We start from the raw sequence: 24,014 nt of genomic DNA on the forward strand, positions 1-24,014 counted from the left end.
TCAGCGGGGTCGGAACAGATAGTGGGCCACCAGCCACTGCTGGCCGTCGTCGTAGCCGAACAGCTCGGCGCATGCCATCCAGAACATCCGCCAGCGCTGCCACCAGACCTTCGCTGCAACCTGGCCATAGGTGGCGATCAACACCGGCATCACCTGCTCGCGGGCTGCATCCTGGTTTGCCAGCCAGTGGTCGGCCGTGCGCTGGTAATGGGTGCCGTCCAGCAGCCAGCGTTGCTCCAGGCGCAAGTCGCGCTGGAAATGCAGCAGCGTGTCGGCCGCCGGCATCAGTCCGCCGGTAAAGAAGTGGCGACCCATCCAGTTGTCGCCGCCGTCTGTCTCGAACGGATACATCAGTGTGCGATGGGCGAAGATGTGCACGAACAGTGCACCGTCCGGTTTCAGCCACCGTGCGATGCCTGCCAGCAGGCGCTGGTAGTTGCGTACGTGCTCGAACATCTCCACCGAGACACAGCGGTCGAACCGGGCCGTCGGCAGGTCAAGCTGGTTGACGTCGCGGGTCATCACCTCGACGTTGCCCAGGCCGCGCGCCTCGCACTGCGCCATGATGTACTGGCGCTGGCTGTGCGAGTTGGAGACGGCGGTGATATGCGCCTGCGGGTAACGTTCTGCCATCCACAGGGTCAATGAGCCCCAGCCGCAGCCCAGCTCAAGTATCTGCTGGCCATCGGCCAGTCCGGCGCGCTGGCCGTACAGTTCCAACATGGCGTCCTCGGCCTGGTCCAGCGTTTCGCGCCCGGTGGCGTAGTAGCAGCTGCTGTACTTCAGCCGCTTGCCCAGGCAGGCCTGGAAGAATGCCGCGGGAACTTCGTAGTGCTGGCGGTTGGCCGCTTCGGTATGCAGCGCGAGTGGGCTGTCGGCCAGCTCGGTGATGCGCTGGCTGAAGCGTGCCGATTGGCCTTCGATGCCGCCTTCGCTTTCCTCATGCAGGCGTTGCGCGCACAAGCGGCGGATGCCCGCACGCAGCGCCGCATCGGGCACCAGCCCACGTTCGGCCCAGGCGATCAGCCCGGTTTCCGCATCTTCGGCCGGATTCAGTGAAGGGATCGCGCTCATGCGGAATGCTCCTTGGAAGAACGGGAGAACCAGGGAAAGAACATCGATGTAGTGCGCTGGTAGGCGCGGTAGTCGGCGCCTCGGCTGCGCAGCGCTTGCTTTTCAGTGAAGGGAATGCCGCTGAGATAGCGCAGGAACACGTACATCAGCAGCGGGCCGGTCCAGGCCAGCCACCACAGTGGCGAGCCGACCGCGAGCAGGACATAGCTGAACCAGTGCAGCCACTCGAAGAAGTAATTGGGGTGGCGGGAGTAACGCCAGAGCCCCTCGCGGCAGGTGCGGCCCTTGTTCGCTGGATTCGCGCGGAACCGGGCCAGTTGATGGTCGGCCAGGCTCTCGCCGCCGACGCTCAGCAGCCAGACGAGTGCGGCGGCCACGATCCACAACGTCGTGCTTGTCTGCGGATTGTCAGCCACCGCGACGAAGGGCAGGGCGAACAGCACGACCAGCAGGGCCTGGGCCATGAAGAAGCCGAAGATCCTGCCTTGATGCCCTTGCCAGTGCTCGCGCAGATAGCGGTAGCGGCCGTCTTCCTGTTCGTGGCCGACCCGGTGCCACAGGTGCAAGGCGAGTCGACTGCCCCACAGGCCACCGAGCACGCCGAGCGCCATCCGTGGCGCCGCCGCACCATCGCCGAGCCACGCCAGCAACAGGGCTGATGCGCCCACGCCCTTGGCCCAGAGCACATCGACCACGCCGATGTTGTCGTGGCGGCGCTGCCAGGCCCAACCCCAGCTCATCACAAGTACGGCATACAGCAGGACCCACAACAGATTGATCATGACGGTGCTCCTGCCAAGGGCGGCGGGAGGGTGCGGGAGCCGCGACGAGCGGCCATGCACAGCAGCGAAAGCGCGATGCTCCAGCCCACACCCAGCACCAGCAGGCCCTGCCACAGCGGCGCAGTGAAACGGACCGCCTCGAAACCGCGCGATGCGGAGAGATACGCCAGCGGGGCCAGCAACAGGCCGAACAGGGCTGGCAGGGCAGGGTGGCGCAGCAGGAAGCGCATCGACGTGGTCAGCGTCATCGCAAACGCGGCCCACAACGCCATGATCCAAAGGGGTGGAGTCCAGCCCAGCGGGGCAGCAGCGTAGCGCACGGCGCCGCTGGCGGCGGCACTGGCGTCGACCAGCCACGCGCAGGCCAGCGCCAGCAGCATCAGCCGAAGGTCCAGTCGAGGGTGCGGTGAAGTCAGCAGCTGGCTGCCGATATAGATCGTTGCGGCCAGCAGCGCCGGCCACTGCCAGCCTCGCCCTGCGCCGGCCACGGCACACAGCCAGACCAGCTGGTTGCCAAGCAGATTGGCCCAGAACCGGCGCATGTCAGCGGCTGTCGCCCGCAGCGAGGACGGGCCGGTGGTCCGGACGGGCCAGCAGCAGATGCGAGACGCCGATCGAACGTTCCAGGAAGCCGCCCTCGCAATAGGCCAGATAGAACTCCCACAACCGGCAGAAGCGCGCATCAAAGCCCTGCGCCTGCACCGCAGGCAGCTGGGCTAGGAAGCGCTGGCGCCAGGCGCGCAGGGTCAGTGCGTAGGAGTGGCCGAAGTCCTGCTGGGCGATCAGCTGCAGGTCGCTGGATCGGGTCTTGGCGGCCATGATCGCGTTGATCGATGGGATGAAGCTGCCCGGAAATACATAGCGCTTGATGTAGTCGACGCTGCGCCGGGCCTGTTCGTAGCGATGGTCCTCGATGGTGATTGCCTGCAGCAGGGCAACGCCATCCGGCTTGAGCAGGCGTTGCAGCGTAGCCATGTAGGTGTCCAGGTACTCGGCGCCGATCGCTTCGATCATCTCGATCGAGACCAGCTTGTCGAACTGGCCCTGCAGGTCGCGGTAGTCCTGCATCAGCAGCGTGACCTGATCCTGCAGGCCCGCCGCCTCTACGCGCTGGGCGGCCAGCGCATGCTGTTCCGCGGAGATGGTGGTGGTGGTCACATGGCAGCCATAGTGCTGGGCGGCGTGTACCGCGAAACCGCCCCAGCCGGTGCCGATCTCCACCACGCGGTCGCCTGGCTTGAGCTGCAGCTGCTGGCAGATGCGGTCCAGCTTGCGCCGCGAGGCGGATTCCAATGGCTCGGATTCGCTGTCGAACATCGCTGACGAGTACATCAGGTCCGGCGACAGGAACAGGGCAAAGAAGTCGTTGCCCAGGTCATAGTGCGCGGCGATATTGCGGCGGCTGCCTTCACGGCTGTTGCGGCGCAGGCGGTTCCAGACCCGCAGCATCCCCCCACCCAAGCGGGCCGGGCCACGCTCCATGCCGTCGAGCAGATCGCGATTGCGCACCAGCAGCCGGATCAGTGCCACCAGATCATCGCAGTGCCACTCGCCCTGGATGTAGCTTTCACCTGCGCCCACGCTGCCTTGCGCAGCAACCTTGCGATAGAACGCCGGGTCATTGATGGTGACGGTGACATGCAGTTCACCACGGGCATCGCCCAGCCAGACTTCGCCGAGTGCATCGCGCACGCACAGCCGACCGTCGCGCATCGGGGCCAGCTGGGCCAGCAGGCGGCGGCGCAGGAACGCGTCCAAGGCGCCGGGGCGCGGCAGGGCAACCCAGGGAGTCATCGAGTTCATCGCGGTTTCTCGGCAAGAGTGGGGTGGTCGTGCAGGGGATTGCGTTTCAGCCACAGCCGCAACGCGTGCCAGTGGATGGCGGCCACCACCTGGGTGGTCATCAGTGGATAGCAGGCCAGGACGCGGGCCAACCCGCGGCCATCCAGGGTGTGCCGTTGCATGACCTGGGTGGCATCAAACTGGCGCGCGCCGTCGCGCCAGACCTGCATGTGCACGCGCAGATCCTCATCCGGGCAGTTGAACCGCCAGTCGTAATGGCAATCCATCGGCATGAAGGGCGAGACATGGAAGCACTTGTCGAACTGCCAACGCAGTGAGCTGCCTTCGTGCGTGGCCGTCGCGACCGGCAGCACATAGGCGTGCCGTTCCTTCCAGGGCGTGTTGGTGATCTCGGCGACAATGCAGTCCAGCGTGCTGCCGTCGGCCTGGTAGCAGTAGTAGAAACTGACCGGGTTGAACACGTGCCCGGCAAAGCGAAGATGGGTGAGCAGGCGCACCGGGCCGGTCGGCCGGTAGCCAAGCGTGTGGGCAGCGTGATCGCGGATGGCATCGGCCAGTGGCCGTGCGGGATCGCCGAAGTAGTCGCTGCGGCGGAACTCGGCCAGGTTGCGGCGATTGACCGACCACAACCATCGCCCGGCGAACACCGTATCGAGTTCGTCCAGATCGAGCAGCAGCTGGGCGATGGGGTAACGGAAGGCATGCGGGTGCGGATGATGCCGGCGATGCATCACCTGCCCGATGTAGAGCGCGCTGGTGCTCATGCCGCCACCTCATCCGCGGCGGATGCCAGCCGATGTGGAGGGCAGGCCTGCAGGGCATCGACCACGCGGCGGGCGCTGCGGATGCCATCCTCATGGAAGCCCCAGCCCCAATAGGCGCCTGCGAACCACGTATGGCGACGGCCCTGCAGTTCCGCCCAGCGCTGCTGTGCCCGCACCGCGGCGTGGTCGTGCACCGGGTGGGCATAGCGCAGCGTACGCAGTACTTTGGCCGGATCGATTGCCTCGCTGCGGTTGAGGGTAACCACCAGGGGCGTATCGCCGGGCAGGCCCTGCAGCAGGTTCATGCAGTAGCTGACCGTGCAGGGCGCGGCGCGATCCTCTGGCACGTGCGCGTTCCATGCCGCCCACGCCTTGCGGTTGCGCGGCAGCAATGACGCATCGGTGTGCAGCACCGCTTCATTGGTTTGATAGCGGATGGCGCCGAGCACGTCGCGCTCGATGGGGTCGGCGTCGCGCAGCAGCGCCAGGGCCTGGTCGCTGTGGCAGGCCAGGATCACTTCGTCGAAGGCCTCCGCGCCGGCCGCGCTGTGCACGCGTGCACCCCAGGGCATGCGTTCGACCATCCTGACCGGGCATTGCAGCCGCTCATGCACCCGCCAGCGGCGGCGCAGCGCATCCACGTAGCGCGCCGATCCCCCGCTGACCACCCGCCAGCTCGGGCGCCCGCTCATCTGCAGCATCTGGTGGTTGGCCATGAACTGGGCCAGATAGCGCGCCGGGAAGTCCTGCACGGTGGCGGTCGGTGAGGACCACAGTGCCGAGGCCATCGGCAGCAGGTGCTCGTCGATGAAGGCCTCGCCATAGCGCTGGCTGCGCAGGTACTCGCCGAGCGTGGGGCCGTCTTCCTCGGCCAGCAGCAACGGCGCATCCCGATAGAACCGGCGCAGGTCGGCCAGCATGCCCCAGAATCGAGGTGACATCAGGTTGCGGCGCTGGCAGAACAGGCCATCCAGCGAGGTGGCGTTGTACTCCACGCCGCTGCGCTCGCTGTGCATCGAGAAACTCATCGTGGTCGGCTGCGAAGCCACACCCAGCTCGTCGAAGAGTGCGGTCAGCAGCGGATAGCGCTGGGGATTGAACACGATGAAGCCGGTATCCACCGCCATGCGTGTGCCATCCACCTGCACGTCGTGCGTGTGGGTATGGCCACCGAGGTAGTCGTTGGCCTCGAACAGTGTGACGTCGTGCTGGCCATCGAGCCACCAGGCACTGGCCAGCCCCGCGATACCCGAGCCGATGACGGCGATGCGCATGTCAGTACCTCGCCTTGGCCAGGACCCACTCGGGGATGGGCTTGAGACCTTTGACCAGGCCCAGGGCCGCCATTGCGCGCAGTCCGTACCAAGTCAAATCCACTTCCCACCAGCGGAAGCCCTGGCGGACAGTGCCGGGGAAGAAGTGGTGGTTGTTGTGCCAGCCTTCGCCGAAGGTGAGCAGCGCCAGCCAGAGGTTGTTGCGGCTGTCATCGCGTGTGTCGAAGCGGCGGCGGCCGAATCGATGCGCCAGCGAATTGATGGTGACCGTGGCATGGAACAGCACGATGGTGGAGATGAAGAAGCCCCACACCAGCAGCTGTGGGCCGGAGGTGTGCAGGCCCGGTGCCCAGCGCTCCAACCCGGCGCCCAATGCATACAGCGCTGCGGCCAGCAGTACCGGTACGGCCGTATCGAAACGGTCCAGCCAGCGCAGTTCGGGGAAGCGCGCCAGGTCCGGTACCCGTGACAGATCGGTGGCGAACGCCTCGCGGGTCAGGAACCAACCCATGTGGCTGCGCCAGAAGCCGCCCTCGCGTGGCGAGTGCGGATCCAGCGGCTGGTCGGCATGCCGATGGTGATGGCGATGATGGGCGGCCCACCAAAGCGGCCCACGCTGCACGCTGGAGGCGCCGATGACAGCGAACACGAACTGCACCGGCCGCGATGCCTGGAAGGTCCGGTGCGAGAAATAGCGGTGATAGAACGCCGTGATGGCAAACATGCGCACCGCATAGAGCACTGCGGCGACGATCACCGCTGTCCATGAGATTCCGACCCAGAGCACAGCGATGCAGGCCAGGTGCATCAGTGCAAATGGCACGGCGCGCAACCAGTCGACGCGGCCGGGCTGTTCGCCGGTGGTCTCTGCGACGTTGCCGGTGTCGATCCAGCGCTGCAGCGTACGCAGCAGGCGCGAGCGTCGACGGGGGAGGGGCGCTACAGAGGCCATTGGGGGATCTCGGCGGGTGTCGTGTCTACCTGTACGCAGCAGCGCGTGCAATGGATGCGCTGCGACGCGAAGAATCTCGACTTCACCTGGGCGTCACGGCGCAGCGGTCGACCAGAGGATGCGTCCAGGCCTGCTGCCATTCCGCGGCAGTCTGCTCGGCAGCAGGCGAGCTGAAGCGCACCGTCACCTGCGGATAAGTGCCGCGTGCATCGCGCAGGTTGCTGGTACCGCGGAATTCCAGCAGGCGGCGGTCGGTGCTGGCATAGACCAGTGACAGACGCGGGGCGATGCCGCCGTACCAGGTGTCCAGACTGACGTCGATCGACTGGCCATCAATACCCTGCCAACGTACCGTACCGATGCGCCGCACCTGCACCGGGAAGTAGCGCTGCCGCCCCGGCACCAGGAAGGGCAGACTGATGCGTTCGCCGCGCAGCAGCGCCGGCCAGTGCAGGCGCACCGCGGCGTCGAACCCTGCATCGATCACCGCGTCCGGCGGCAGTTCAAGCCGGCGCTGATGCGGCTGGCTGGCGGCATCTTCCTTCCAGGCAATCGACACCGAGTCGCCAGTGGCGTCGACCTCGGCGGTCTGGCCGCTGCGGCGGTCCTGCAGCGAATAGCTCCGTGCCTGCGGGCGGGCGCTGGCGGGCAGATGCTTGCGGGCGAAGGGCTGGCCATCCGGGCACTGGTACAGCACCCAGCGTTCGGCACCCTCCGTTGCCTCGCGCCGCCAGTGCACTTCACGGTAGAGGATGTCGCCCTGCGCGGAGGTGGCCACACCCTCACTTCGCAGCCAGGGTGCCGCCAGCGCGGCATGGGGCAGGCACAGCAGCAGCCAGGCAGTGCGCATGGTGTTCATCCGGAAGGGTAGGTCTCTCAGGTCATACGGCGGGGGCGCCCGGTTGGATGCGCAGTGCCGACTGCATCCAATGGCTGCCCCTGCACGTACAGAGGACAGACCTTCACCCGCCCGCCGCGAACGCAGATGTACCCTGACGCCGCCAGCACACTCCTCAACTTCGATAGCGCACGCACCGTGTCCAGTTCCCAGCAGCCGAGCAGCGAGCCGACGAACTGGGCCGGTGACATGGACGGCGTGGCGCGGCTGCGCGACCGCGAGTGTTTCATGCGGATCTACGACTACTTCATGCCGCGGCTGTGCGTGTACCTGCGCGGCCTGGGCGCACCCGATGCCGTAGCCGAGGAGCTGGCGCAGGAATGCCTGTTGCGCCTATGGCTGCGGGCCGCCGATTTCGATCCGGCACAGGGGGCGCTGAGTACGTGGTTGTATCGCATCGCCCGCAACCTGCATATCGATCGAGTGCGCCGTGAGCGCAGCTGGATGCAGGTGCAGGCGGCGGTGGAGGACGCGGCGACGCTGGATGTGATCGAGCGCAGCAGCGCCGAGCAGTTCGCCGATCAGGCGCGCCTGCGCCAGCGCATCAACGAGCTGCCTGCGGTGCAGGCGCGGCTGGTGCGGATGTCCTATTTCGAGGCCAAGAGCCACAGCGAGATCGCCGAAGCGCTGGGCATGCCGCTGGGGACGGTCAAATCGCACCTGCGCCGTGCCTTCCTGCAACTGCAGACGAAAGTGGGAGGTGTGCTGTGAAACCGCACCACCACCTGCACGAATCCACGCTGATGAGCTATGCCGCGGGTGCGCTGCCGGCGCCGTTGAGCATCGTGGCCGGTGCTCATCTGGAGCAGTGCCCGCATTGCCGTCAGCGCCTGCGCGATGCTGAGGCGATCGGTTCGGTGCTGCTGGAGCAGACCCAGCCGCCTGCAACCGACACGCGGCGCGAACAGTTGCGCGAGGCCATGCTGATGCAGCTGGTCGCGGAAACGCCGATGGCCATGACGGAATCCCTGCGCCCTATGCCGAAGGAGCGGCCCGAGGCCGATCCCGATCATCTGCCGGTGTCACTGCATCCCTACTTTGGCACCTCGCTGGGTGACCTGCGCTGGCGTTGGATGGCGCCGGGGGTGCACTGCATCCGGGCCGAGCAGATGCCCTCGCTGATCATGCTGAAGATCGCCCCCGGCAAGTGCCTGCCCATGCACAGCCATGGCCGCAGCGAGCTGACCCAGATCCTGCGCGGTTCCTACAACGACGCGCTGGGGCTGTTCGCGCCGGGTGACGTGGCGGATCTGGACGAGGAGGTGGAGCACCAGCCGGTGACCGCGCCGGGTGTGCCGTGCATCTGCGTGTCTGCGTTGGATGCGCCGTTGGTGTTCATCGGTTGGCTGGCGCGGAAGATCCAGCGTTTCGTGAAACTCTGAGGCGGGTGCGATGATGGTCGGGACGGGTGCATTACGGATTCTGTTGACCGGTGCCGCAGGCCTGGTCGGGCAGGGTGTGGTGTTGGCCTGCCAGCGCTCACAACAGGTTTCCCGCCTGACCGCGCTGGTCCGTCACCCCGGCAGTCTGAGCGGCACCGGCAGCGAACTGATTGTCCCGGACTTTCTGCGTATCCAGGAGCGGGTGGAGGAGCTTGCCGGGTTCGATGCATGCCTCTACTGCGCCGGTGCGCCACCGGTCGGCACCGCCGAGGCCGAGTACCGACGCGTTACCGTGGACACCACGCTGGCGGTGGCCCGTGCCTGGGCGGCCGCGAATCCCGAGGGATGCTTTCTGTATGTATCCGGTGCGGGTGCAGACCCTCAGAGCCGGCTGATGCCGCTGAGGGTCAAGGGCGAGACCGAAGTTGCTTTGCAGGCCCTGCCGGTGCGCTCGGTGATGCTGCGCCCGGGTGGCGTCAGGCCGGTCGCGGGAACCGGCACCCGTCATGCCCTGTTGAAGCCCTTGTACTGGGGCGGCGCGCCGTTGATGAAGCTGGCCGGTGCGATTGCGCCTTCGTTGATGACCAGCAATCTGGCCCTGGGCCAGGCGATGATTGCACTGGCCGCCAGGGAGCATCCGCCGGCCACGGTGGAGTGCGCGGACATCAACCGGATCGCCGCTGGCATGCGCGATCCGGCGTCCTGACCTCAGTGCGGCGTCGCCTCCAGCGCGGTGCGCACCGCCGCTGCAAGATCACTGCGGGTAAACGGCTTTGGCAGCAATGAAACGGCGCGTCCCTGGCTGCCCACCTGGTCGTGGTCGCGTGGATAGCCCGACGTGAACAGGACGGCGACTTCCGGCCAGCGTTCACGTACTTCGTGCACCAGTTCCCAGCCCGACATGCCGGGCATCACCACGTCCGAGAACAGCAGATCCACCTTCGTATCGGGGCGTTCCAGCAGCCGCAGTGCGGAGGGGCCGTCGTGGGCTTCCAGCACGCGGTAGCCGAGCAGCCGCAGCGCATCCACCGTGTGGGCGCGGACATCGTCATTGTCCTCGGCCACCAGAATGGTTTCCTCGCGCGGTGAGTAACCCGCCAGGCTGGTCTGTGGGGTGCGTGCTTCGCAGGGCAGGGACAGCGGAGAGCGCGGGAACATCATGGTGATGCTGGTGCCGCCGCCTTCCACCGAGTCGATCAGCACGTGGCCGCCGGACTGCTTGACGAAGCCATGCACCATCGACAGGCCAAGCCCGGTGCCGCGGCCAACCTGCTTGGTGGTGAAGAACGGCTCGAACACGCGCGCCAGGGTCGCCGCGTCCATGCCGTGGCCATTGTCGCGCACCCGCAACATCACGTACTCGCCCGGCGTTGCGTCTGGGAACAGGGCGGCGTAGTCGTGGTCGAGGTGGCTGTTGTCGACTTCGATCACCAGCCGGCCGCCATGCGGCATCGCATCGCGGGCATTGACCGCCAGGTTCAGTACGGAGGCCTCCAGCTGGCTGATGTCGATCTCCACGCACCAGATGTCCTCGGCGTTGCGGATCTCCAGCTGCACCAGCTCACCCAGTGCACGCTGCAGCATGTCGTGCATGTCCAGCAGGCGTTCGTTGAGGTTGGCGGCCTGGCTGTGCAGCGGCTGGCGACGGGCAAACGCCAGCAGGCGCTGGGTCAGGCTGGCGGCACGGCCGACGCCTTTCAGTGCATTGTCCAGTGCACGGCTGACCATTGCCCCGGGTTCTCCGGCGCGTTCGTTGAGCAGCATGGCGTGCTCGACGTTGCCGGAGATGACCGTCAGGATGTTGTTGAAATCATGGGCGATGCCGCCGGTGAGCTGGCCGACCGCCTCGATCTTCTGTGACTGGCGCAGCGCGTGTTCTGCCTGCAGCCGCGCGGTGGTTTCCACTGCCTCGGAAACCACGGCGGTGACCACGCCTTCGGTATCCAGCAGCGGGCGGAACGAGAAGTCGAAGCTGCGCCGCCCGGTCGGGAGTTCCAGTTCCAGTGCATGCAGCGAACTGCGGCCCTGTACGGCTGCGGCGACGGCCTGGTCGATCAGCGCACTGATGCCATCGGTTGTGGCAAACCAGAGCGATTCGCCGAAGCGCGCGCCAACGGTGTCCTTCTTGTCCGCAAGCACCGCGGCCAGTGACGCGTCATTGGCATCAACCACGCGTCCGGACAGATCCAACAGCACCTGATGCTGGAAGCTGGATTCGAAGATCGCCTGCAGGCGCCGCTTGCTGGCCCGCAACTCGGCGGTGCGTGCCTGCACCTGTCGCTCGAGAACCTGGTTGTCCTCGCGCAGCGCCAGTTCGGCCTGCTTCAACAGTGAAACATCGCTGCCCATGCAGATGTAGCCGACCACGCTGCCATCGGCCGCATGTTCCGGTACGCAGTCCATCTGCACGAATCGTGACTCGCCGCTGCGGTGGATCAGTTCGACCTGGAAGCTGGTGCGCTCGCCCTGCAGTACCCGCTCCAGGCTGGGCAGGGCGTGCTCGAAGGCGGAAATGCCGCTGACATCCCGTGCCGCGCGACCCAGCAGTTCGGCCAGGCTGACGCCGTGCCAGTCCAGGAACGCCTTGTTCGCGAAGCGGTAGCGATGCGCCGTGTCGAGCTGGGCGATCAGCGCAGGGACGGCATCGGTTACCTGCTGCAGTTGGGCCTGGCTGTCATTCAGGGCGGCCTGCGCGTGGGCCAACTGGGTGCGCTCGTACGCCTCCTGGCGGGCGCGTCGGATCGCATCCGGCAGGCGTTGCAGGCGCTGCTTGACTACGTAATCGCGTGCGCCGCGGGTCAGTGCCTGCACCGCCAGTTCTTCGGTCAGCGTGCCGGAAACGAAGATGAAAGGGGTCTGCGGAATCCGCTCGCGTGCCAGTGCAAGGGCCGCATCGCCGTCGAATCCGGGCAGCACATGATCGGCCAGGATCACATCGAAGGCGCGATTCTCAATTGCCTCGATGAAGGCATTGCGGGTCCACAGGCGCTCGGCCTCGAAATCGAGGCCGGCACGCTGCAGCTGTGCGCTGATCAGCTCCGCATCAAGCGCGCTGTCCTCCAGCATGAGGATGCGCAGGCGCTCGCTGCGGCGCGATCCATCACGCATTGTGCTGCCCCGAGCCGTTGGGCCGATACGGCGGGGGTTGGTTGGTGATGCCCCAGAACATGCCCAGCCCCTGGATAGCGTCGAAGAACTCCTTGAAGTCCACTGGCTTGACCACGAATGCGTTCACGCCCAGTTCGTAACTGCGCACGAGATCCTGTTCTTCGCGCGACGAGGTCAGCATCACCACCGGGGTGCTGCTCAGCTGTGGGTCACCACGCACCTGTTCCAACACTTCCAGGCCGTTCACCTTGGGCAGCTTCAGGTCCAGCAGCACCACCACCGGGCCGCCGTGCATGGCGCCGGCGAACTTGCCTTCGCAGCGCAGGTAATCCAGCGCCTCGGCACCATCGCGTACATGGATGACATCGTTCAGCAACTGGCAGCGCGATAACGCGGCCAGCGTCAGCTCGGCATCCTTGGGGCTGTCCTCCACCAGGAGGATCGGCCGCAGGTCCCTCATGGGAGATCTCCTGTGGAACGGGGTAGGGTGAAATGAATTGTGGCGCCCTTGCCGGGCTCGCCCTCGGCCCAGGTACGGCCGCCATGGCGGCCGATGATGCGGCGTACATTGGCCAGGCCGATGCCGGTGCCTTCGAATTCTTCGACGTGATGCAGGCGCTGGAACACACCGAACAGCTTGTCCACGTAGCGCATGTCGAAGCCGCAGCCGTTGTCACGCACGAAAAAGTGGTCTTCGTCGACGTTGCGCTCGTGACCGACCTCGATAACGGCCTGCTCGCGCTCGCGGGTGAACTTGATCGCGTTGGCCAGCAGGTTCTGCCAGACCAGACGCAACATCGTGGGATCGGCCTCCACCTCCGGCAGCGGCGCCAGCGTCCATTGCACATCGCGTCCGGCGTAGTCCAAAGCCAGGCTCCGGTGCACATCTTCGGCCAGCGCCGCCATATCCAGCCGTACCCGGCCGAGCGTGGAACGGCCCATCTGCGAGAAGCTCAGCAGATCGTCCACCAGTGTCCCAGCGGATTTGGCCGACTCCACGATCGTATCCAGGAAGCGGCGCTCGGTATCGTTGAGGCGTTCGCCGGCCGAGCTGCCCAGCAGCTCCGAATAACCAACGATGTGGCGGAACGGCGCGCGCAGGTCGTGGCTGACCGAATAGGAAAACGCTTCGAGTTCCTTGTTGCTGCGGACCAGCTGCTCGTTGAGCTCGGCCATTTCCTCGGCCTTGCGCAGCACGATATCGACGATGGCCGTGCGCATTTCGTGTGCGGCATCGCAGTCGGCGTCGGTCCATGGCAGGCTGCGTTGCTGTACGGTCTCTTTCCAGGCTTCGAATGAACTGCGCGGGGACAGTGCCACGCCGGGCGCCGCGGCTTTGCGTGGGTCGCCACCCCAACGCACGGTGCGCACCACTTCCGGGCGGAACCACATCAGATAGCTGTCGTGCAGCTGCGAAATGGACACCGCCAGTACGCCGCTGGCCACATCGGACAGGCGCGCGCCGGGCGCCCAGTCGGCTGCCAGATGGTCACTGCAGTACGTTTCCTGCCCGGTCTGCTGGGTAGCCAGCCAATCAGCCAGGGCCAGCACGTCGCTGGCGGGTGGGCACTCACCCACGCGCATGCAGTCGCCCTTGTGCACGATGGCCGCACCGGCAGCGCCGGTCAGCGACAGCAGGCTGGCTTCATCGTGGCGCAGCGCAGCCATGAAATCCTCGTCGCCGGCCATGCGTGCCAGCAGCTTGACCAGCACCGAACGGCGCGCCACGCGCTCTTCGATGGCGCGTGCACGCTCCTTCAGGGCGATCTGCAGTGACAGGATCTGGCCCATGAACTCGCAGGCAGTGCGCACGTGGTAGGGCAGGCGGCGTGGCTGCACCGTGTGGCAGGACACCAGACCCCACAGCTGGTCCTCGTGCACCAGTGACACCGACATCGACGCGCCAGTGCCCATGTTGCGCATGTACTGCAGGTGCACGGGCGAAACGCTGCGCAGCACGGCCAGGCTCAGGTCGGTAGCCGGCGCGTCGCGATGGTCCTCGGCCCGCATCAGCGGGGTAGGGGTATAGCTGTTGTCCGCGATCAGGCGCACCCGATTGCGGCGGTACAGCTCGCGGGCCTGCGCAGGAATGTCCGACTCGGGGAAGCGCAGGTCCAGGTAGGACGGCAACAGGCCGTTGCCATCCTCGGCGACCACGATGCCGTTCCAGCCGGGATCGAACTGGTAGACCAGGGTGCGATCGAAGCCGGTCAGCCGGCGCATGTGCGCGGCCGCCAGCTGGCACAGATCTTCCACGGTGGTAGCCGATTCGATGCCGGTCATCAGTTCGCGGATCGACGGATACAATTCTTCCAGCGAACCCGGCTGGCCGGGAACCGGCGCCTCCAGCTCGATCAGCAGATCGGTGGCGGAGCGATGCACCAACAATTGATGGCGGCCGTGGCCATCCAGGTGCACGGCGCCGACATGCGCGCTGCTGCCCACCGCGGCCTGCTGGAACAGCGCCTGGAAGGGCGCCAGCACGCCGCCCAGTACCTCGCTGACATGCTGCATCAACGGTTCGCCGAACTGCTGCAGCAGCCCGGGATGACTGACGGCGCGCTCGCGCACCCGCAGGGACTGCGGTTCAACGACCAGAAGCACGCCGTAGGGCTGGATCGCGCCGGGGGTGTGGATCGGTTCGCGCGCACAACGGGACTGGGCAGTGTCGTGCGTGGACTCGGCAGAAGGCATCAAAGGCGGGACTCAGGATTCGTGGATGGCTGGAATGGCCCAGCGTTGCATCCGGCATGCACGGATGGTGACGCAAAATCGTGCATTCGCATACCAGCACGTGCGTGTGAAGAACGTTTCATTCAAACCTGAATTCTTCATCTGAGCATTCCAACAGCACTTGCATGTTTCGCGAAAGGTACATGTGCGCTGCACGCGCGCTCGACACCCACTTGCCTAGGGTGAACGCACATTCCTGAGTGACTACGCCCCGTGAACCTGCAGACCCTGCTTTCAACGCCATACCGCATGCTTGCCGACAGCTGCCAGTTTGAGCTGCTGGATGTGGATGCCCTGCAGGATCCGGCCAGCGGGCGCCTGCTCCACCTGTACTCGCTGGTTGCGCGGTGCATGAGCTGCGACACGGTGTTCAAGGCGGAGGAAGGGCAGGGGTTGGTCAGCCACACCGCCGCGCGGGTGGTGCGATGCCCAACGGGCTGTGGCCAGCAGGCGTTCAAGCCGGCGTTGCTGCGTGCATGGCAGCCGCAGCGCGTCGCGCAGGCCTGAGAGCACTGATACGGGGTCACAGCACCCCGGGATTGGCGCGCCACACCGCGAAGTTCAGCGCGGATGCGAACGATATCCAGGCCAGGTAAGGCAGCAGCATCACCGCCGCACCGCGATGGAGGCGGGCGAATGCAACGATCGTTGCGCACACCAGCGCGATCAGTATCAGGATGTCGACGAAGGCCAGCGCGCCCAGCTTCCAGCCGAAGAACAGCCAGCTCCAGAGGGCATTGACGGCCAGCTGCACCAGATAGAGCGCCAGGGCCGGTTGCGCGTTGCGCCAGCCGCGTTCGCGCCAGACCAGCCACGCCGCAATGGCCATCATGGCGTAGAGCAGGCTCCACACCGGGGCAAACACGGTGGCAGGCGGTGCCCACGCGGGCAGGGCGAGGGTGGCGTAGAAGCTGGCGGCGGAGGCCGATGCCCATGCGCCGACTGCGGCCGCCGCAAAGGTGACCACGCCCCATCCCAGAAGACCCAGAGCCTGTGAACGCCGCTTCATTCCGTACCGCTCCATCCTGCGTTTACCGCTCATACGAACGGAAGCGGCAAATGGATGCAACCCGGGGCGATCAGTCTGAAGAACCCGCGGCGCTTCCACGTTCGGCAGCCGGCAACAGCGAAGGGCGCTGATCGAACCATTCACGCGCCTTGGCCAGATGCCACTGGCGCTGTTCGCCATCAAGCTCGATGCCCGCGCCCAACAGCCCCCAGCGCAGATAGAGATCGCCCCGCTTGCGCTGCTCCAGCAGATCCAGCCGCGCACGTACCGACAGGCGATCATTCTCGGCCCGCAGGCCGTCGATCAGCAGATGACCCGGACGCCAGCGCAGCGTGGCCTGTGCATCGACCTGGCCGGAATCCAGCAGGGACAGCGTCCAGCGCGGGTAGTCGGTGCGCTTGGCGAACACGGCCAGCAAGGGGCGTGCATTGCTCAGGGTCAGGTCGGTGGTAGCGTCCACCTGGAACGGGGACTGCGCGTCGATGCGGCCCCGCTTGAACACAGCACGGCCTTTCCACGCACTGCTGGAATCGGTGCCCGCCACCTGCACATTGCGCAGCTCCACGGTGGTGCCGGACAGATCGAAATGACGCTGGTTGAAGTCCCCACGGCGAAGCGTCGCGTTCACGTCGACATCGCCGCCCATGTCCAGGCCTGTAACCTTCGCACTGGCGTTGCGACCCAGCAGGCGCGCGGTGCCGTGACCGACGCGGCCATCGGTGTCGAGCGTGGCGTCGCCGCTGAGGCTGCCGGTGCCACGCAGCAGGCGCACCTGTTGGGAACCAAGGTAGCGGTTGTAGGCGGCCAGGTCCGGGATGGTCGCTTGGCTGAAGCGCAACCGCGCACGAACGCCCTTGCGCAGTTCCTGCAGGCGGCCATCGCCGGTGAGGTCCACGGCCAGGTCGCGACCGTCGAACAGGCGTACATCCTTCGCATCGCTTGGGCGAGCGGTGAAGCGGGGCAGCCGGATCGCCAACTGTGCCTGAGTGGGGCTGCCGGCCTTCAGCTCGCCATGCGCACTGGCCGTGCCGGCCAGCCGCACGCCAGCGATCTCGGCCACGGCGGCAGCCGAAGGGATGTCCACGGTACTGCCTTCGATCAGTTCGCCATTGCGCAGGCGCAGATCTGCTTTCAGGGTGCCGCCGCCATCCAGCTGCAGCCACGGCTTGCGCACGAACAGGGCAGGGATCCAGTTGAGCGAGGTGAAGGCCCATTCGCCACGCACGGTACCGGAGCTGCGCTCCAGCAGCTGGGTAGGGTGCTGGAACGGAATCTCGCGCCCGGTGATGTGCAGGTCGGCATCGATGCCGGCGGCCGAATCCGGACGTGGCGGCAGGCGGGCCTGCAGGCGCAGGTCGTTGGCCACATTGAGCTGCAGGGCCAGCACGCCGCGATTGGGCGCGCCATCGCCGAGGAAGAGCGGCACCTGCCAGAGCGCGCGGTCACCGGGTTGCAGTTGGCCGTCGATCAGGTGGACCGCCAGTTGCAGGCGTCCGGGCACGGGCGCGCTGGAGATCTTTGGCGTTGTGGCATCCGTATCCATGCGCAGGCCCTGGCTGCGCGCATCCACCTCAAGTTGCGCATGCAACAGCTTCAACTTGGCCAGGCCGGGCGCCTGGTCGCGATAGTGCCGCGGATAGCTGAAGCGCGCAGTCAGATTCATGTCGCCCAGCAGCTGCACGCCGTCATAGCTGGTGTCTGCCTTGCTGAACGAGACCTCGGAATCGAACAGTTCCGATGGGCCGCCGCGCAGCTGCTTGAGGAACCCGACCGTGCCCTGGCCCTTGCCGATGATCAGCAGCCTGCCCAGCCGGGCGCTGCGGATGCTGTCGCTGTGGATGGCGTCGAAACGCAGGGTCCAACCCTGGTCGCTGCGCGGGGGCGACGGAATAGCGTCCTCGACGCGGCTGATTTCGGCCGACACGCCTGTGGCCTGCAATCGGGGAACCCGCACTTCGCGACGGAACAGGGGCAGCACGGCCAGCCGGGCGCTGGCGCGTTCGGCGTGCAGTACGTAGACGGTGTGGTTGACATGGCCGCGCATATGCACGTTCCAGGCAATGACGTGGCCGGGCAGCAGCGTGATGGCCGGGCCGGTGGTCATCACGAACTTGTGCGGCTTGCGGTTGGTGACCTGGTCGAACAGCGGGGTGTTGAGGAAGATGTTGCCGGCGAGCAGGTAGGCAGCGTACACGACAAGCAGAATGCGCACCGTGAGGCGCGCATGGCGAGGCCATTGAGGGTAGCGAACGGAAATCAGCGGCTTCAACCTTCATCGCATGGGGAGCCAGCGCACTATTGCGAAGTGTTGGGTTGCGCCGTGTGAATGCGGGCGTGGAGACGGCCTGAAGCCGGCTACCTGGAGCAATTAGGTGGTACTTGGAATAAGTGCAATGCTTTTTTCCGGGATTATCAACCCAATAGCGGCGGCCTACGCTTTGCCTGCCGAATCCAATCCCCTGGAGAACTGAAATGAGCACCCAACAGACCGTCAGTTTCAAGAACCGTAGCTGGGATGTCGCCGCCACCCTGCGCTTTCCGGAAGGCTTCGACCCTGCCAGCAAGTACGCTGCCATCGTCTGCGCGCACCCGATCAGCAGCTGCAAGGAGCAGACGTCGGGCGCCATCTATGGTGAGGCACTGACCGCCGCTGGTTTCATCACTCTCGCTTTTGACGCCTCCACCCAGGGCGCCAGCGGCGGTGAGCCCCGCTTCATGGAAGATCCCGCTACCCGAGTAGAGGACTTCCGCTGTGCCATGGATTACCTGATGACGCTGCCGTACATCGATGAAGATCGTGTTGGCGTGCTGGGCGTCTGCGGCGGCGGTGGCTATGCGGTGAGCGCGGCCACTACCGACCACCGTTTCAAGGCAGTCGGCACGGTGGTGGCTGCCAACTATGGCCGGCTGATGCGTGAAGGTGACATGTCGCCGGATGCTGCGTTGAAGACGTTGGAAGCGCTGGGCAAGCAGCGCACTGCCGAGGCACGGGGTGCTGAGCCGTTGATCGTGGGCTACATTCCCGGCTCTGAAGCGGAGCGCGAAGCCGCCGGAGTCAACGACATCGACATCGTTGAGGCGGTGCAGTACTACTGCACGCCGCGTGGCCAGCAGCCGGGCTCGCCGAACAAGCTGCGCTTCACCAGCACCGGCGCCGCCCTGAGCTGGGATGCCTTTGCGTTCACCGAGCATCTGCTGACTCAGCCGCTGCACATCGTCATCGGCGGTGTGCCCGGTGGTTTCGGCTCGTATCGTGACGGCCTGGAGCTGTACGCAAGGGCGCGTTCGGCGCAGAAGAGCATCCAGATCGTGGCCGGCGCCAGCCACTACGAGCTGTATGACCAGCCAGCAGCCACCACCCAGGCGCTGCAGCAGCTGATTCCGTTCTACCGGACGCATCTTGGCGCTTGATGCAACAAGGCCAACCAGAGCAGCGTACGTCCCGCCGGCCCATTTCAGGCCGGCGGGACGTTTGCTTTACAGCTGGATCTGCACTGTAGCGGCGCCCTCGAACGCGGTATCGATACCGCGCTCACGCCACCTGGCCAGATCGGCCTGGCGGTTGGCCAGTGTGGTCTCCCAGATCGAATAGGCATCCGCACCCAGCATCAGCCGCACCGGCGGGTCATTGCTGGCTACAACGTCCAGCATGCGCTGTGCGGCCTTTGCCGGGTCACCCATCTGCTGCCCGGAGGATGATTCCAGGTAGGTTTCGAATGGCTCCACAACCGGCCGATAAGCATCGATGCGGTGTGCTGGCCGCATGTTGGCATCACCGGCGAACTCGGTGCGGAATGCGCCCGGTTCCACCAGAGTCACCCGGATGCCGAGCGGCTTTGCTTCGATCGCCAGTGCTTCGGTCCAGCCTTCGATGGCGAACTTCGCTGCACAGTAGGGGCCGGCCGCGTTCATTGCCACCAGCCCGGCAATGCTGCTGACAGTGAGAATGTGGCCAGCGCCCTGCTTCCGCATCTGCGGCAACACGGCGCGACTCATTTCGGCAGCAGCGAAGAAGTTCAGCTCCATCTGCTCGCGCAGCTGTTCCAGGCTGAACTCCTCGCAGGCGCCCACCACACCGCGGCCAGCCACATTGGCCAGCACATCGATGCGCCCGAAGCGTTCGATGGCGTCGGCCACGGCACGTGCACGGCCATCGGCATCGTTCACGTCAAGCGCCAGCGGCAGGACGTGGTCCTCATGGCCTGCGGCGATCGCGCGAAGTCGGTCCAGCCGCCGCGCGGTAAGGATGGCGCGGTCACCCCGGGCAATGACCGCTTCGGAAAGGGCCTTGCCCAGACCGGATGACGCACCGGTGATGAACCAGGCGCGTGGTTGTTGTGTATTCATTGGAGAATCCTGCGGAATGTTGTGCAACACGCGATCAGATGATGGTCAATCCACCGTCGACCACCAGTTCGGCACCGATGACGTAGGACGCGTCATCGCTGGCAAGGAACAGCGCGGCCTTGGCGATTTCCTCCGAAGTGCCGACGCGGCCGATCGGAATGCCCTTGAGCAGGCTTTCCAGGAGTTGCGGGTCCTCGGTGAAATGGGTGGCCATCGGCGTGTCGATCAGCCCCGGGTAGATGCCGTTGACGCGGATGCCGCGGCGGGCGAAATCGACGGCGGCGGCCTTGGTCAGATGACGGCTGCCGCCCTTGGAGGCGCTGTAGCCCGGCGGCACGTCGGGGAAGACGATGATGCCGGCGGCAGACGAGATGTTGATGATCGCGCCACTGTGCTGCAGTTCCATCTGCGGCGTGACCGCCTTGATGCCATGGAACTGGCTGGTCAGATTGACGTCGATGACGTGGCTGAAGTCCTCGGCCGTGGCGTTGTCCCAGCGGCCGTCGCGCGGCCCCGGCGTGCCGGCGTTGTTGACCAGGATATCGATGCGGCCATGGCGCTCGATTGTGGTGGCGGCCACCTCGGCCCATTGTTCGGGCCGGGTCACATCCAGGAACGCCGATGTTGCACGATGGCCCTGGGCGGTGAGGTCCTGCACCAGTGCGTCAAGGTTCTGTTTGCGGTCGGGGGTGCCGGTAGCAACAACGACGGCGCCTTCGCTGGCGAAGACCCGGGCGATGACCGCGCCCATGCCGGTGCCGCTGCCGGCGCCGGTGATGATGGCGACTTTGTCCTGCAGGCGTTTCATGGGCAATTCCTGTGTTTGATCGGGAGCGGGGCGGTGATGTGCCGCCATGGAATGCACGATAGGCCCGGGGTTCTGTACGATCCATGCCGTGGCGTTCGCCTGACTTCTTCGAGCGTACGGAAATGAGCGCTGATCCGCTGTCCGATGTGTTGTCACTGCTGCAGCCAAGCAGCCAGTTCTTTGCCGGATTCGATGCCGCCGGCGACTGGGCATTCGATTTCCCGGCGCACGAAGGCATCAAGTTCACGGCAGTCATGGGGGGCGGCTGCTGGGGCCGCGTCGAGGGTGAGCCCGCACTGTTCCACTTCGAAGCCGGCGACTGCTTCCTGCTCAACAGCCGCTGCCGGTTCGTGCTCGCTTCGGATCCTGCAGTGGCCATCGCCAGCGGCGAGCCCATCATCGAAGCGGCGGCGCGGCAGGGCGTTGTCACTCACAACGGGGGAGGAGAGACCTTCCTCATCAGCGGCCGATTCGCGTTTCCCGGGCGGCATGCCGCCGTGCTGTTCGATGCGCTGCCACCCCTGATCCATGTGCCACGTGCTTCGGGACAAGCAGGCGTGCTGCGCTGGGCGCTGGATCAATGGGCCAATGAACTGCACGCGCCGCAGCCGGGCGCAGGGTTGATGTCCACCCATCTGGCCCATCTCATGCTGGTACAGGTGCTGCGCCTGCACCTGGCTACCCCGGGCCGGGTGCCGAAGGGCTGGTTCCTGGCCCTGACCGACAGCCACATCAGCCTGGCCCTCGGGGCGATGCACGCAGCTCCGGCCCAGTCCTGGACGCTGGAGTCACTGGCGCGTATCGCAGGGGTTTCGCGCACGGTGTTCGCGCAGCGCTTCAAGGCACTGGTCGGGCACACGGCAATGGACTATCTGTCACGTTGGCGGATGCTGCTTGCGGCGGACCGGCTGTCCCATGGCGCCGATGCCGTGTCCAGTATTGCCTTTGCCGTGGGCTACGAATCGGAGAGTGCGTTCAGTACTGCGTTCAAGCGCATCATGGGGCAGGCGCCCGCGCAGTATCGCAGGCAGGCCACCTCGCCCAGGTAAGAAGTATCAGGTCGTGCGCCGGCGAGGCCTGGCCGGCGCACGCTGGGTGGCGGCACGTGTCGCACTCGTTGCGGTGCGCTTCCTGCTGTCTTCCAGGTTGTCACGCAACGCTTGCAGCAACAGTGTGAACACCGGCGAAGCCAAGCGCCGGTTCGGGTAGTAGAGGTGATACCCCTCGTAAGTCTTGCGCCACTCGGTCAGCGCCTCGACCAGCTCTCCTGACGCCAGCCGGTCCTGCACGTAATGCAGTGGAAGATAGGTAAGGCCGACGCCCTGCAAAGCTGCATCGCGCATGGCCGAAATACTGTTGACCACCACCTGGCCTTCGGATTTCACCCGGTGGTCGCGGCCGGCGCGAGTGAATGTCCAGGCATAGATCTCGCCATGGGTGGGCAGGCGCAGGTTCACGCACTGGTGCTCTACCAGCTGCTGCGGCTGTTGGGGTGCCGGGTGGCGGGCGAAGTAGGCCGGTGATGCCACCACCACCATCGGTATCGGCAGGCTGATCGGCACTGCGATCATGTCCTTGGCAACCAGGCCGCCGCGACGCACGCCGGCATCGAAGCGCCCGCTGACGATGTCGGTCAACCCGTAGTCGGTGGTGATTTCCACACGGATGTCGGGGTAGTCCGGTACCAGCCGGGCGATGGCGGGCATCAGTACAGCGTGCACGGCATATTCGTCTGCGGTCAGGCGCAGGGTGCCGGCGGGCTTGTCGCGCAGTTCACCGATGCGGGCCAGCCCGGCTTCCAGTTCGTTCATGGCCGGGCCGATGAGTCCGAGCAGGCGCTCGCCGGCCTCGGTCAGGGCCACGCTGCGGGTGGTGCGAGCGAACAGGCGCAGCCCCAGGCGGGTTTCCAGCCCGCGGATGATCTGGCTGAGCGAAGACTGGGTGATGCCCAGCCGGATCGCGGCGCGGGTGAAGCTTGCCTCTTCGGCAACCATCAGAAAGGCCGAGAGATCCTTGAGGTGACTGCCTGCCATTAGGTGATCCTGCTTATAAGTTCATTACGATTTTTGCGGATTATCACCACGCCATGCCAGCCCTATCGTAGCTGTCATTCCACACAACGTGGACAGCAACCTGTGAGGACGGCAATGAAAGCAGTGCAATTCCCCAATGGCAACATCACCATGGCCGGCCAGCTGCATGTGCCGGAGCACGCCGCACTGTCGGCCCGTCATCCGGCCATCGTGGTCGTTCACCCGGCCGGTGGCGTGAAGGAGCAGACCGCAACGGTGCATGCGGCCAGCCTGGTCAAGCAGGGCTTCGTGGTGTTGACCTTCGATGCCTCCTGCCAGGGCAACAGCACCGGCGCACCGCGCGGCAATGAGAACCCGTATGCGCGTGTGGCCGATATCAGCGCGGCGATTGACCTGCTGGTCACGCTGCCGATCGTCGACGCTGATCGGATCGGTGTGCTCGGTATCTGTGCCGGTGGCGGCTATGCGGCACACGCCACGATGAACGATCGCCGCATCCGCGCGGTGGGCACCATCAGTGCCGTCAATTACGGCCAGATGTTCCGCCAGGGTTGGGACGGCGATGCCGATCCCCGGAATTCAGTCGCGCTGCTTGATGCCGCAGCGCAGGCCCGCACCCGTCAGGCCGAGGGCGGACAGCTCCAGTACCAGGATGCGCTGCCAGCCAACCGCGAAGCCGCCACACACCCGGACTTTGCCGAAGCCTTCGACTACTACCGCACACCGCGTGGCCAGCATCCGAACGCCACTGGGCTGTTCCCGCTGCAGAACCTGGCCGAACTGGTGGGCTACGACGCCTTCAACAACGCGGAACTGTTCCTCACCCAACCGTTGCTGGCGATCGCCGGCAGCGAGGCCGGCACCCGCTGGATGAGCGAAGAGCTGCACCAGCGCGCGGCAAGCACCGACAAGCACCTGCTGATCCTGGCCGGTGGTACCCACGTGGCGCTGTACGACCAGCCCGAATTCGTGGCGCGTGCGGGCGCGGCACTGGGCGAGTTCTACCACCAGGCGCTGGTTGCGCGCTGAGCACGCCAGTACGGCGTT

General features: G+C 65.9%; 23 protein-coding genes. 7 read left to right on the top strand and 16 right to left on the bottom strand.

All coding sequences use genetic code 11. The features are described from left to right. The 8 genes from ACZLIB_RS10810 to ACZLIB_RS10845 form a co-directional block, all read right to left on the bottom strand. A complete protein-coding gene (locus tag ACZLIB_RS10810) occupies positions 1 to 1,074 on the bottom strand; it encodes an SAM-dependent methyltransferase (RefSeq protein WP_049421984.1) in 1,074 nt (357 codons plus the stop codon). Continuing rightward, complete coding sequence (locus tag ACZLIB_RS10815) at positions 1,071 to 1,856, bottom strand: DUF1295 domain-containing protein (protein WP_478469838.1); 786 nt, start codon at positions 1,854 to 1,856, stop codon at positions 1,071 to 1,073. The genes ACZLIB_RS10810 and ACZLIB_RS10815 overlap by 4 nt, the downstream gene beginning before the upstream one ends. Continuing rightward, positions 1,853 to 2,398: a DUF2878 domain-containing protein gene (locus tag ACZLIB_RS10820; RefSeq protein WP_478469839.1), complete on the bottom strand. Its 546-nt coding sequence runs from the start codon at positions 2,396 to 2,398 to the stop codon at positions 1,853 to 1,855. The genes ACZLIB_RS10815 and ACZLIB_RS10820 overlap by 4 nt, the downstream gene beginning before the upstream one ends. A gap of 1 nt (position 2,399) precedes the next feature. After that, complete coding sequence (locus tag ACZLIB_RS10825) at positions 2,400 to 3,659, bottom strand: class I SAM-dependent methyltransferase (RefSeq protein ID WP_478469840.1); 1,260 nt, start codon at positions 3,657 to 3,659, stop codon at positions 2,400 to 2,402. Continuing rightward, positions 3,656 to 4,423, bottom strand: a complete 768-nt coding sequence (locus tag ACZLIB_RS10830; RefSeq protein ID WP_478469842.1) for a DUF1365 domain-containing protein — start codon at positions 4,421 to 4,423, stop codon at positions 3,656 to 3,658. The genes ACZLIB_RS10825 and ACZLIB_RS10830 overlap by 4 nt, the downstream gene beginning before the upstream one ends. After that, positions 4,420 to 5,697, bottom strand: coding sequence for an NAD(P)/FAD-dependent oxidoreductase (locus ACZLIB_RS10835; protein WP_478469843.1), 1,278 nt, complete (start codon positions 5,695 to 5,697; stop codon positions 4,420 to 4,422). Before ACZLIB_RS10835 ends, ACZLIB_RS10830 begins: the two co-directional genes overlap by 4 nt. A gap of 1 nt (position 5,698) precedes the next feature. After that, a complete protein-coding gene (locus tag ACZLIB_RS10840; RefSeq protein WP_478469844.1) occupies positions 5,699 to 6,649 on the bottom strand; it encodes an acyl-CoA desaturase in 951 nt (316 codons plus the stop codon). Between the two features lie 82 nt (positions 6,650 to 6,731). Beyond that, entirely contained in the window at positions 6,732 to 7,499 is a 768-nt protein-coding gene (locus tag ACZLIB_RS10845; protein WP_478469845.1) for a hypothetical protein, read from the bottom strand. Positions 7,500 to 7,634: 135 nt separating this feature from the next. On the opposite strand from ACZLIB_RS10845, the gene ACZLIB_RS10850 reads away from it, so the two are divergent. The 3 genes from ACZLIB_RS10850 to ACZLIB_RS10860 are packed head-to-tail and all read left to right on the top strand — an operon-like array spanning position 7,635 to position 9,635. Beyond that, a complete protein-coding gene (locus tag ACZLIB_RS10850; RefSeq protein WP_478469846.1) occupies positions 7,635 to 8,258 on the top strand; it encodes a sigma-70 family RNA polymerase sigma factor in 624 nt (207 codons plus the stop codon). Continuing rightward, the gene (locus ACZLIB_RS10855; RefSeq protein WP_478469848.1) at positions 8,255 to 8,929 is read left to right on the top strand and encodes a ChrR family anti-sigma-E factor; all 675 of its coding nucleotides are present in this window, start codon (positions 8,255 to 8,257) and stop codon (positions 8,927 to 8,929) included. Before ACZLIB_RS10850 ends, ACZLIB_RS10855 begins: the two co-directional genes overlap by 4 nt. A gap of 13 nt (positions 8,930 to 8,942) precedes the next feature. After that, positions 8,943 to 9,635: a Rossmann-fold NAD(P)-binding domain-containing protein gene (locus ACZLIB_RS10860; protein WP_423163874.1), complete on the top strand. Its 693-nt coding sequence runs from the start codon at positions 8,943 to 8,945 to the stop codon at positions 9,633 to 9,635. A 2-nt stretch (positions 9,636 to 9,637) separates the two neighbouring features. Here ACZLIB_RS10860 and ACZLIB_RS10865 read toward each other — a convergent pair whose 3' ends face one another. The 3 genes from ACZLIB_RS10865 to ACZLIB_RS10875 are packed head-to-tail and all read right to left on the bottom strand — an operon-like array spanning position 9,638 to position 14,731. After that, positions 9,638 to 12,037, bottom strand: coding sequence for a response regulator (locus ACZLIB_RS10865; RefSeq protein ID WP_478469850.1), 2,400 nt, complete (start codon positions 12,035 to 12,037; stop codon positions 9,638 to 9,640). Continuing rightward, positions 12,030 to 12,497, bottom strand: a complete 468-nt coding sequence (locus ACZLIB_RS10870; RefSeq protein WP_049399316.1) for a response regulator — start codon at positions 12,495 to 12,497, stop codon at positions 12,030 to 12,032. Before ACZLIB_RS10870 ends, ACZLIB_RS10865 begins: the two co-directional genes overlap by 8 nt. Then, a complete protein-coding gene (locus tag ACZLIB_RS10875; RefSeq protein ID WP_478469852.1) occupies positions 12,494 to 14,731 on the bottom strand; it encodes an ATP-binding protein in 2,238 nt (745 codons plus the stop codon). The genes ACZLIB_RS10870 and ACZLIB_RS10875 overlap by 4 nt, the downstream gene beginning before the upstream one ends. Before the next feature lie 252 nt (positions 14,732 to 14,983). Here ACZLIB_RS10875 and ACZLIB_RS10880 point away from each other — a divergent pair, with 252 nt between their 5' ends. Further along, positions 14,984 to 15,277 carry a hypothetical protein gene (locus ACZLIB_RS10880; RefSeq protein ID WP_121503249.1) on the top strand — a complete coding sequence of 98 codons (294 nt, stop codon included), beginning with the start codon at positions 14,984 to 14,986 and terminating at the stop codon, positions 15,275 to 15,277. Positions 15,278 to 15,293: 16 nt separating this feature from the next. Here the strand turns inward: ACZLIB_RS10880 and ACZLIB_RS10885 are convergent, their stop codons facing one another. Then, the gene (locus ACZLIB_RS10885) at positions 15,294 to 15,779 is read right to left on the bottom strand and encodes a TspO/MBR family protein (protein WP_478469854.1); all 486 of its coding nucleotides are present in this window, start codon (positions 15,777 to 15,779) and stop codon (positions 15,294 to 15,296) included. 70 nt (positions 15,780 to 15,849) lie between these two features. After that, entirely contained in the window at positions 15,850 to 17,991 is a 2,142-nt protein-coding gene (locus tag ACZLIB_RS10890) for an AsmA family protein (RefSeq protein ID WP_478469855.1), read from the bottom strand. 260 nt (positions 17,992 to 18,251) lie between these two features. Here ACZLIB_RS10890 and ACZLIB_RS10895 point away from each other — a divergent pair, with 260 nt between their 5' ends. After that, positions 18,252 to 19,190: an alpha/beta hydrolase gene (locus tag ACZLIB_RS10895; protein ID WP_197615500.1), complete on the top strand. Its 939-nt coding sequence runs from the start codon at positions 18,252 to 18,254 to the stop codon at positions 19,188 to 19,190. A gap of 66 nt (positions 19,191 to 19,256) precedes the next feature. Here ACZLIB_RS10895 and ACZLIB_RS10900 read toward each other — a convergent pair whose 3' ends face one another. Both ACZLIB_RS10900 and ACZLIB_RS10905 read right to left on the bottom strand, forming a co-directional pair. Further along, the gene (locus ACZLIB_RS10900) at positions 19,257 to 20,126 is read right to left on the bottom strand and encodes an oxidoreductase (RefSeq protein WP_478469856.1); all 870 of its coding nucleotides are present in this window, start codon (positions 20,124 to 20,126) and stop codon (positions 19,257 to 19,259) included. A 34-nt stretch (positions 20,127 to 20,160) separates the two neighbouring features. Beyond that, positions 20,161 to 20,934 carry an SDR family NAD(P)-dependent oxidoreductase gene (locus tag ACZLIB_RS10905; protein WP_049399308.1) on the bottom strand — a complete coding sequence of 258 codons (774 nt, stop codon included), beginning with the start codon at positions 20,932 to 20,934 and terminating at the stop codon, positions 20,161 to 20,163. 122 nt (positions 20,935 to 21,056) lie between these two features. Here ACZLIB_RS10905 and ACZLIB_RS10910 point away from each other — a divergent pair, with 122 nt between their 5' ends. Continuing rightward, entirely contained in the window at positions 21,057 to 21,983 is a 927-nt protein-coding gene (locus tag ACZLIB_RS10910; RefSeq protein ID WP_164079825.1) for an AraC family transcriptional regulator, read from the top strand. 6 nt (positions 21,984 to 21,989) lie between these two features. Here ACZLIB_RS10910 and ACZLIB_RS10915 read toward each other — a convergent pair whose 3' ends face one another. Continuing rightward, positions 21,990 to 22,967, bottom strand: a complete 978-nt coding sequence (locus ACZLIB_RS10915) for a LysR family transcriptional regulator (RefSeq protein WP_065427809.1) — start codon at positions 22,965 to 22,967, stop codon at positions 21,990 to 21,992. A 114-nt stretch (positions 22,968 to 23,081) separates the two neighbouring features. On the opposite strand from ACZLIB_RS10915, the gene ACZLIB_RS10920 reads away from it, so the two are divergent. Next, positions 23,082 to 23,996 (top strand): alpha/beta hydrolase, encoded by a 915-nt coding sequence (locus ACZLIB_RS10920; RefSeq protein WP_478469858.1) that lies wholly within the window; start codon positions 23,082 to 23,084, stop codon positions 23,994 to 23,996. The last annotated feature ends 18 nt before the right edge of the window (positions 23,997 to 24,014 follow it).

Source organism: Stenotrophomonas sp. 220_Sma (assembly GCF_056487375.1).

Coding starts and splice junctions, on each gene's coding strand:
- ACZLIB_RS10830 (WP_478469842.1), bottom strand. CDS start 4,423: ATGAGCACCAGCGCGCTCTACATCGGGCAGGTGATGCATCGCCGGCAT.
- ACZLIB_RS10920 (WP_478469858.1), top strand. CDS start 23,082: ATGAAAGCAGTGCAATTCCCCAATGGCAACATCACCATGGCCGGCCAG.
- ACZLIB_RS10865 (WP_478469850.1), bottom strand. CDS start 12,037: ATGCGTGATGGATCGCGCCGCAGCGAGCGCCTGCGCATCCTCATGCTG.
- ACZLIB_RS10810 (WP_049421984.1), bottom strand. CDS start 1,074: ATGAGCGCGATCCCTTCACTGAATCCGGCCGAAGATGCGGAAACCGGG.
- ACZLIB_RS10905 (WP_049399308.1), bottom strand. CDS start 20,934: ATGAAACGCCTGCAGGACAAAGTCGCCATCATCACCGGCGCCGGCAGC.
- ACZLIB_RS10885 (WP_478469854.1), bottom strand. CDS start 15,779: ATGAAGCGGCGTTCACAGGCTCTGGGTCTTCTGGGATGGGGCGTGGTC.
- ACZLIB_RS10900 (WP_478469856.1), bottom strand. CDS start 20,126: ATGAATACACAACAACCACGCGCCTGGTTCATCACCGGTGCGTCATCC.
- ACZLIB_RS10875 (WP_478469852.1), bottom strand. CDS start 14,731: ATGCCTTCTGCCGAGTCCACGCACGACACTGCCCAGTCCCGTTGTGCG.
- ACZLIB_RS10915 (WP_065427809.1), bottom strand. CDS start 22,967: ATGGCAGGCAGTCACCTCAAGGATCTCTCGGCCTTTCTGATGGTTGCC.
- ACZLIB_RS10850 (WP_478469846.1), top strand. CDS start 7,635: ATGTACCCTGACGCCGCCAGCACACTCCTCAACTTCGATAGCGCACGC.
- ACZLIB_RS10870 (WP_049399316.1), bottom strand. CDS start 12,497: ATGAGGGACCTGCGGCCGATCCTCCTGGTGGAGGACAGCCCCAAGGAT.
- ACZLIB_RS10860 (WP_423163874.1), top strand. CDS start 8,943: ATGGTCGGGACGGGTGCATTACGGATTCTGTTGACCGGTGCCGCAGGC.
- ACZLIB_RS10895 (WP_197615500.1), top strand. CDS start 18,252: ATGAGCACCCAACAGACCGTCAGTTTCAAGAACCGTAGCTGGGATGTC.
- ACZLIB_RS10835 (WP_478469843.1), bottom strand. CDS start 5,697: ATGCGCATCGCCGTCATCGGCTCGGGTATCGCGGGGCTGGCCAGTGCC.
- ACZLIB_RS10910 (WP_164079825.1), top strand. CDS start 21,057: ATGAGCGCTGATCCGCTGTCCGATGTGTTGTCACTGCTGCAGCCAAGC.
- ACZLIB_RS10840 (WP_478469844.1), bottom strand. CDS start 6,649: ATGGCCTCTGTAGCGCCCCTCCCCCGTCGACGCTCGCGCCTGCTGCGT.
- ACZLIB_RS10820 (WP_478469839.1), bottom strand. CDS start 2,398: ATGCGCCGGTTCTGGGCCAATCTGCTTGGCAACCAGCTGGTCTGGCTG.
- ACZLIB_RS10815 (WP_478469838.1), bottom strand. CDS start 1,856: ATGATCAATCTGTTGTGGGTCCTGCTGTATGCCGTACTTGTGATGAGC.
- ACZLIB_RS10825 (WP_478469840.1), bottom strand. CDS start 3,659: ATGAACTCGATGACTCCCTGGGTTGCCCTGCCGCGCCCCGGCGCCTTG.
- ACZLIB_RS10845 (WP_478469845.1), bottom strand. CDS start 7,499: ATGCGCACTGCCTGGCTGCTGCTGTGCCTGCCCCATGCCGCGCTGGCG.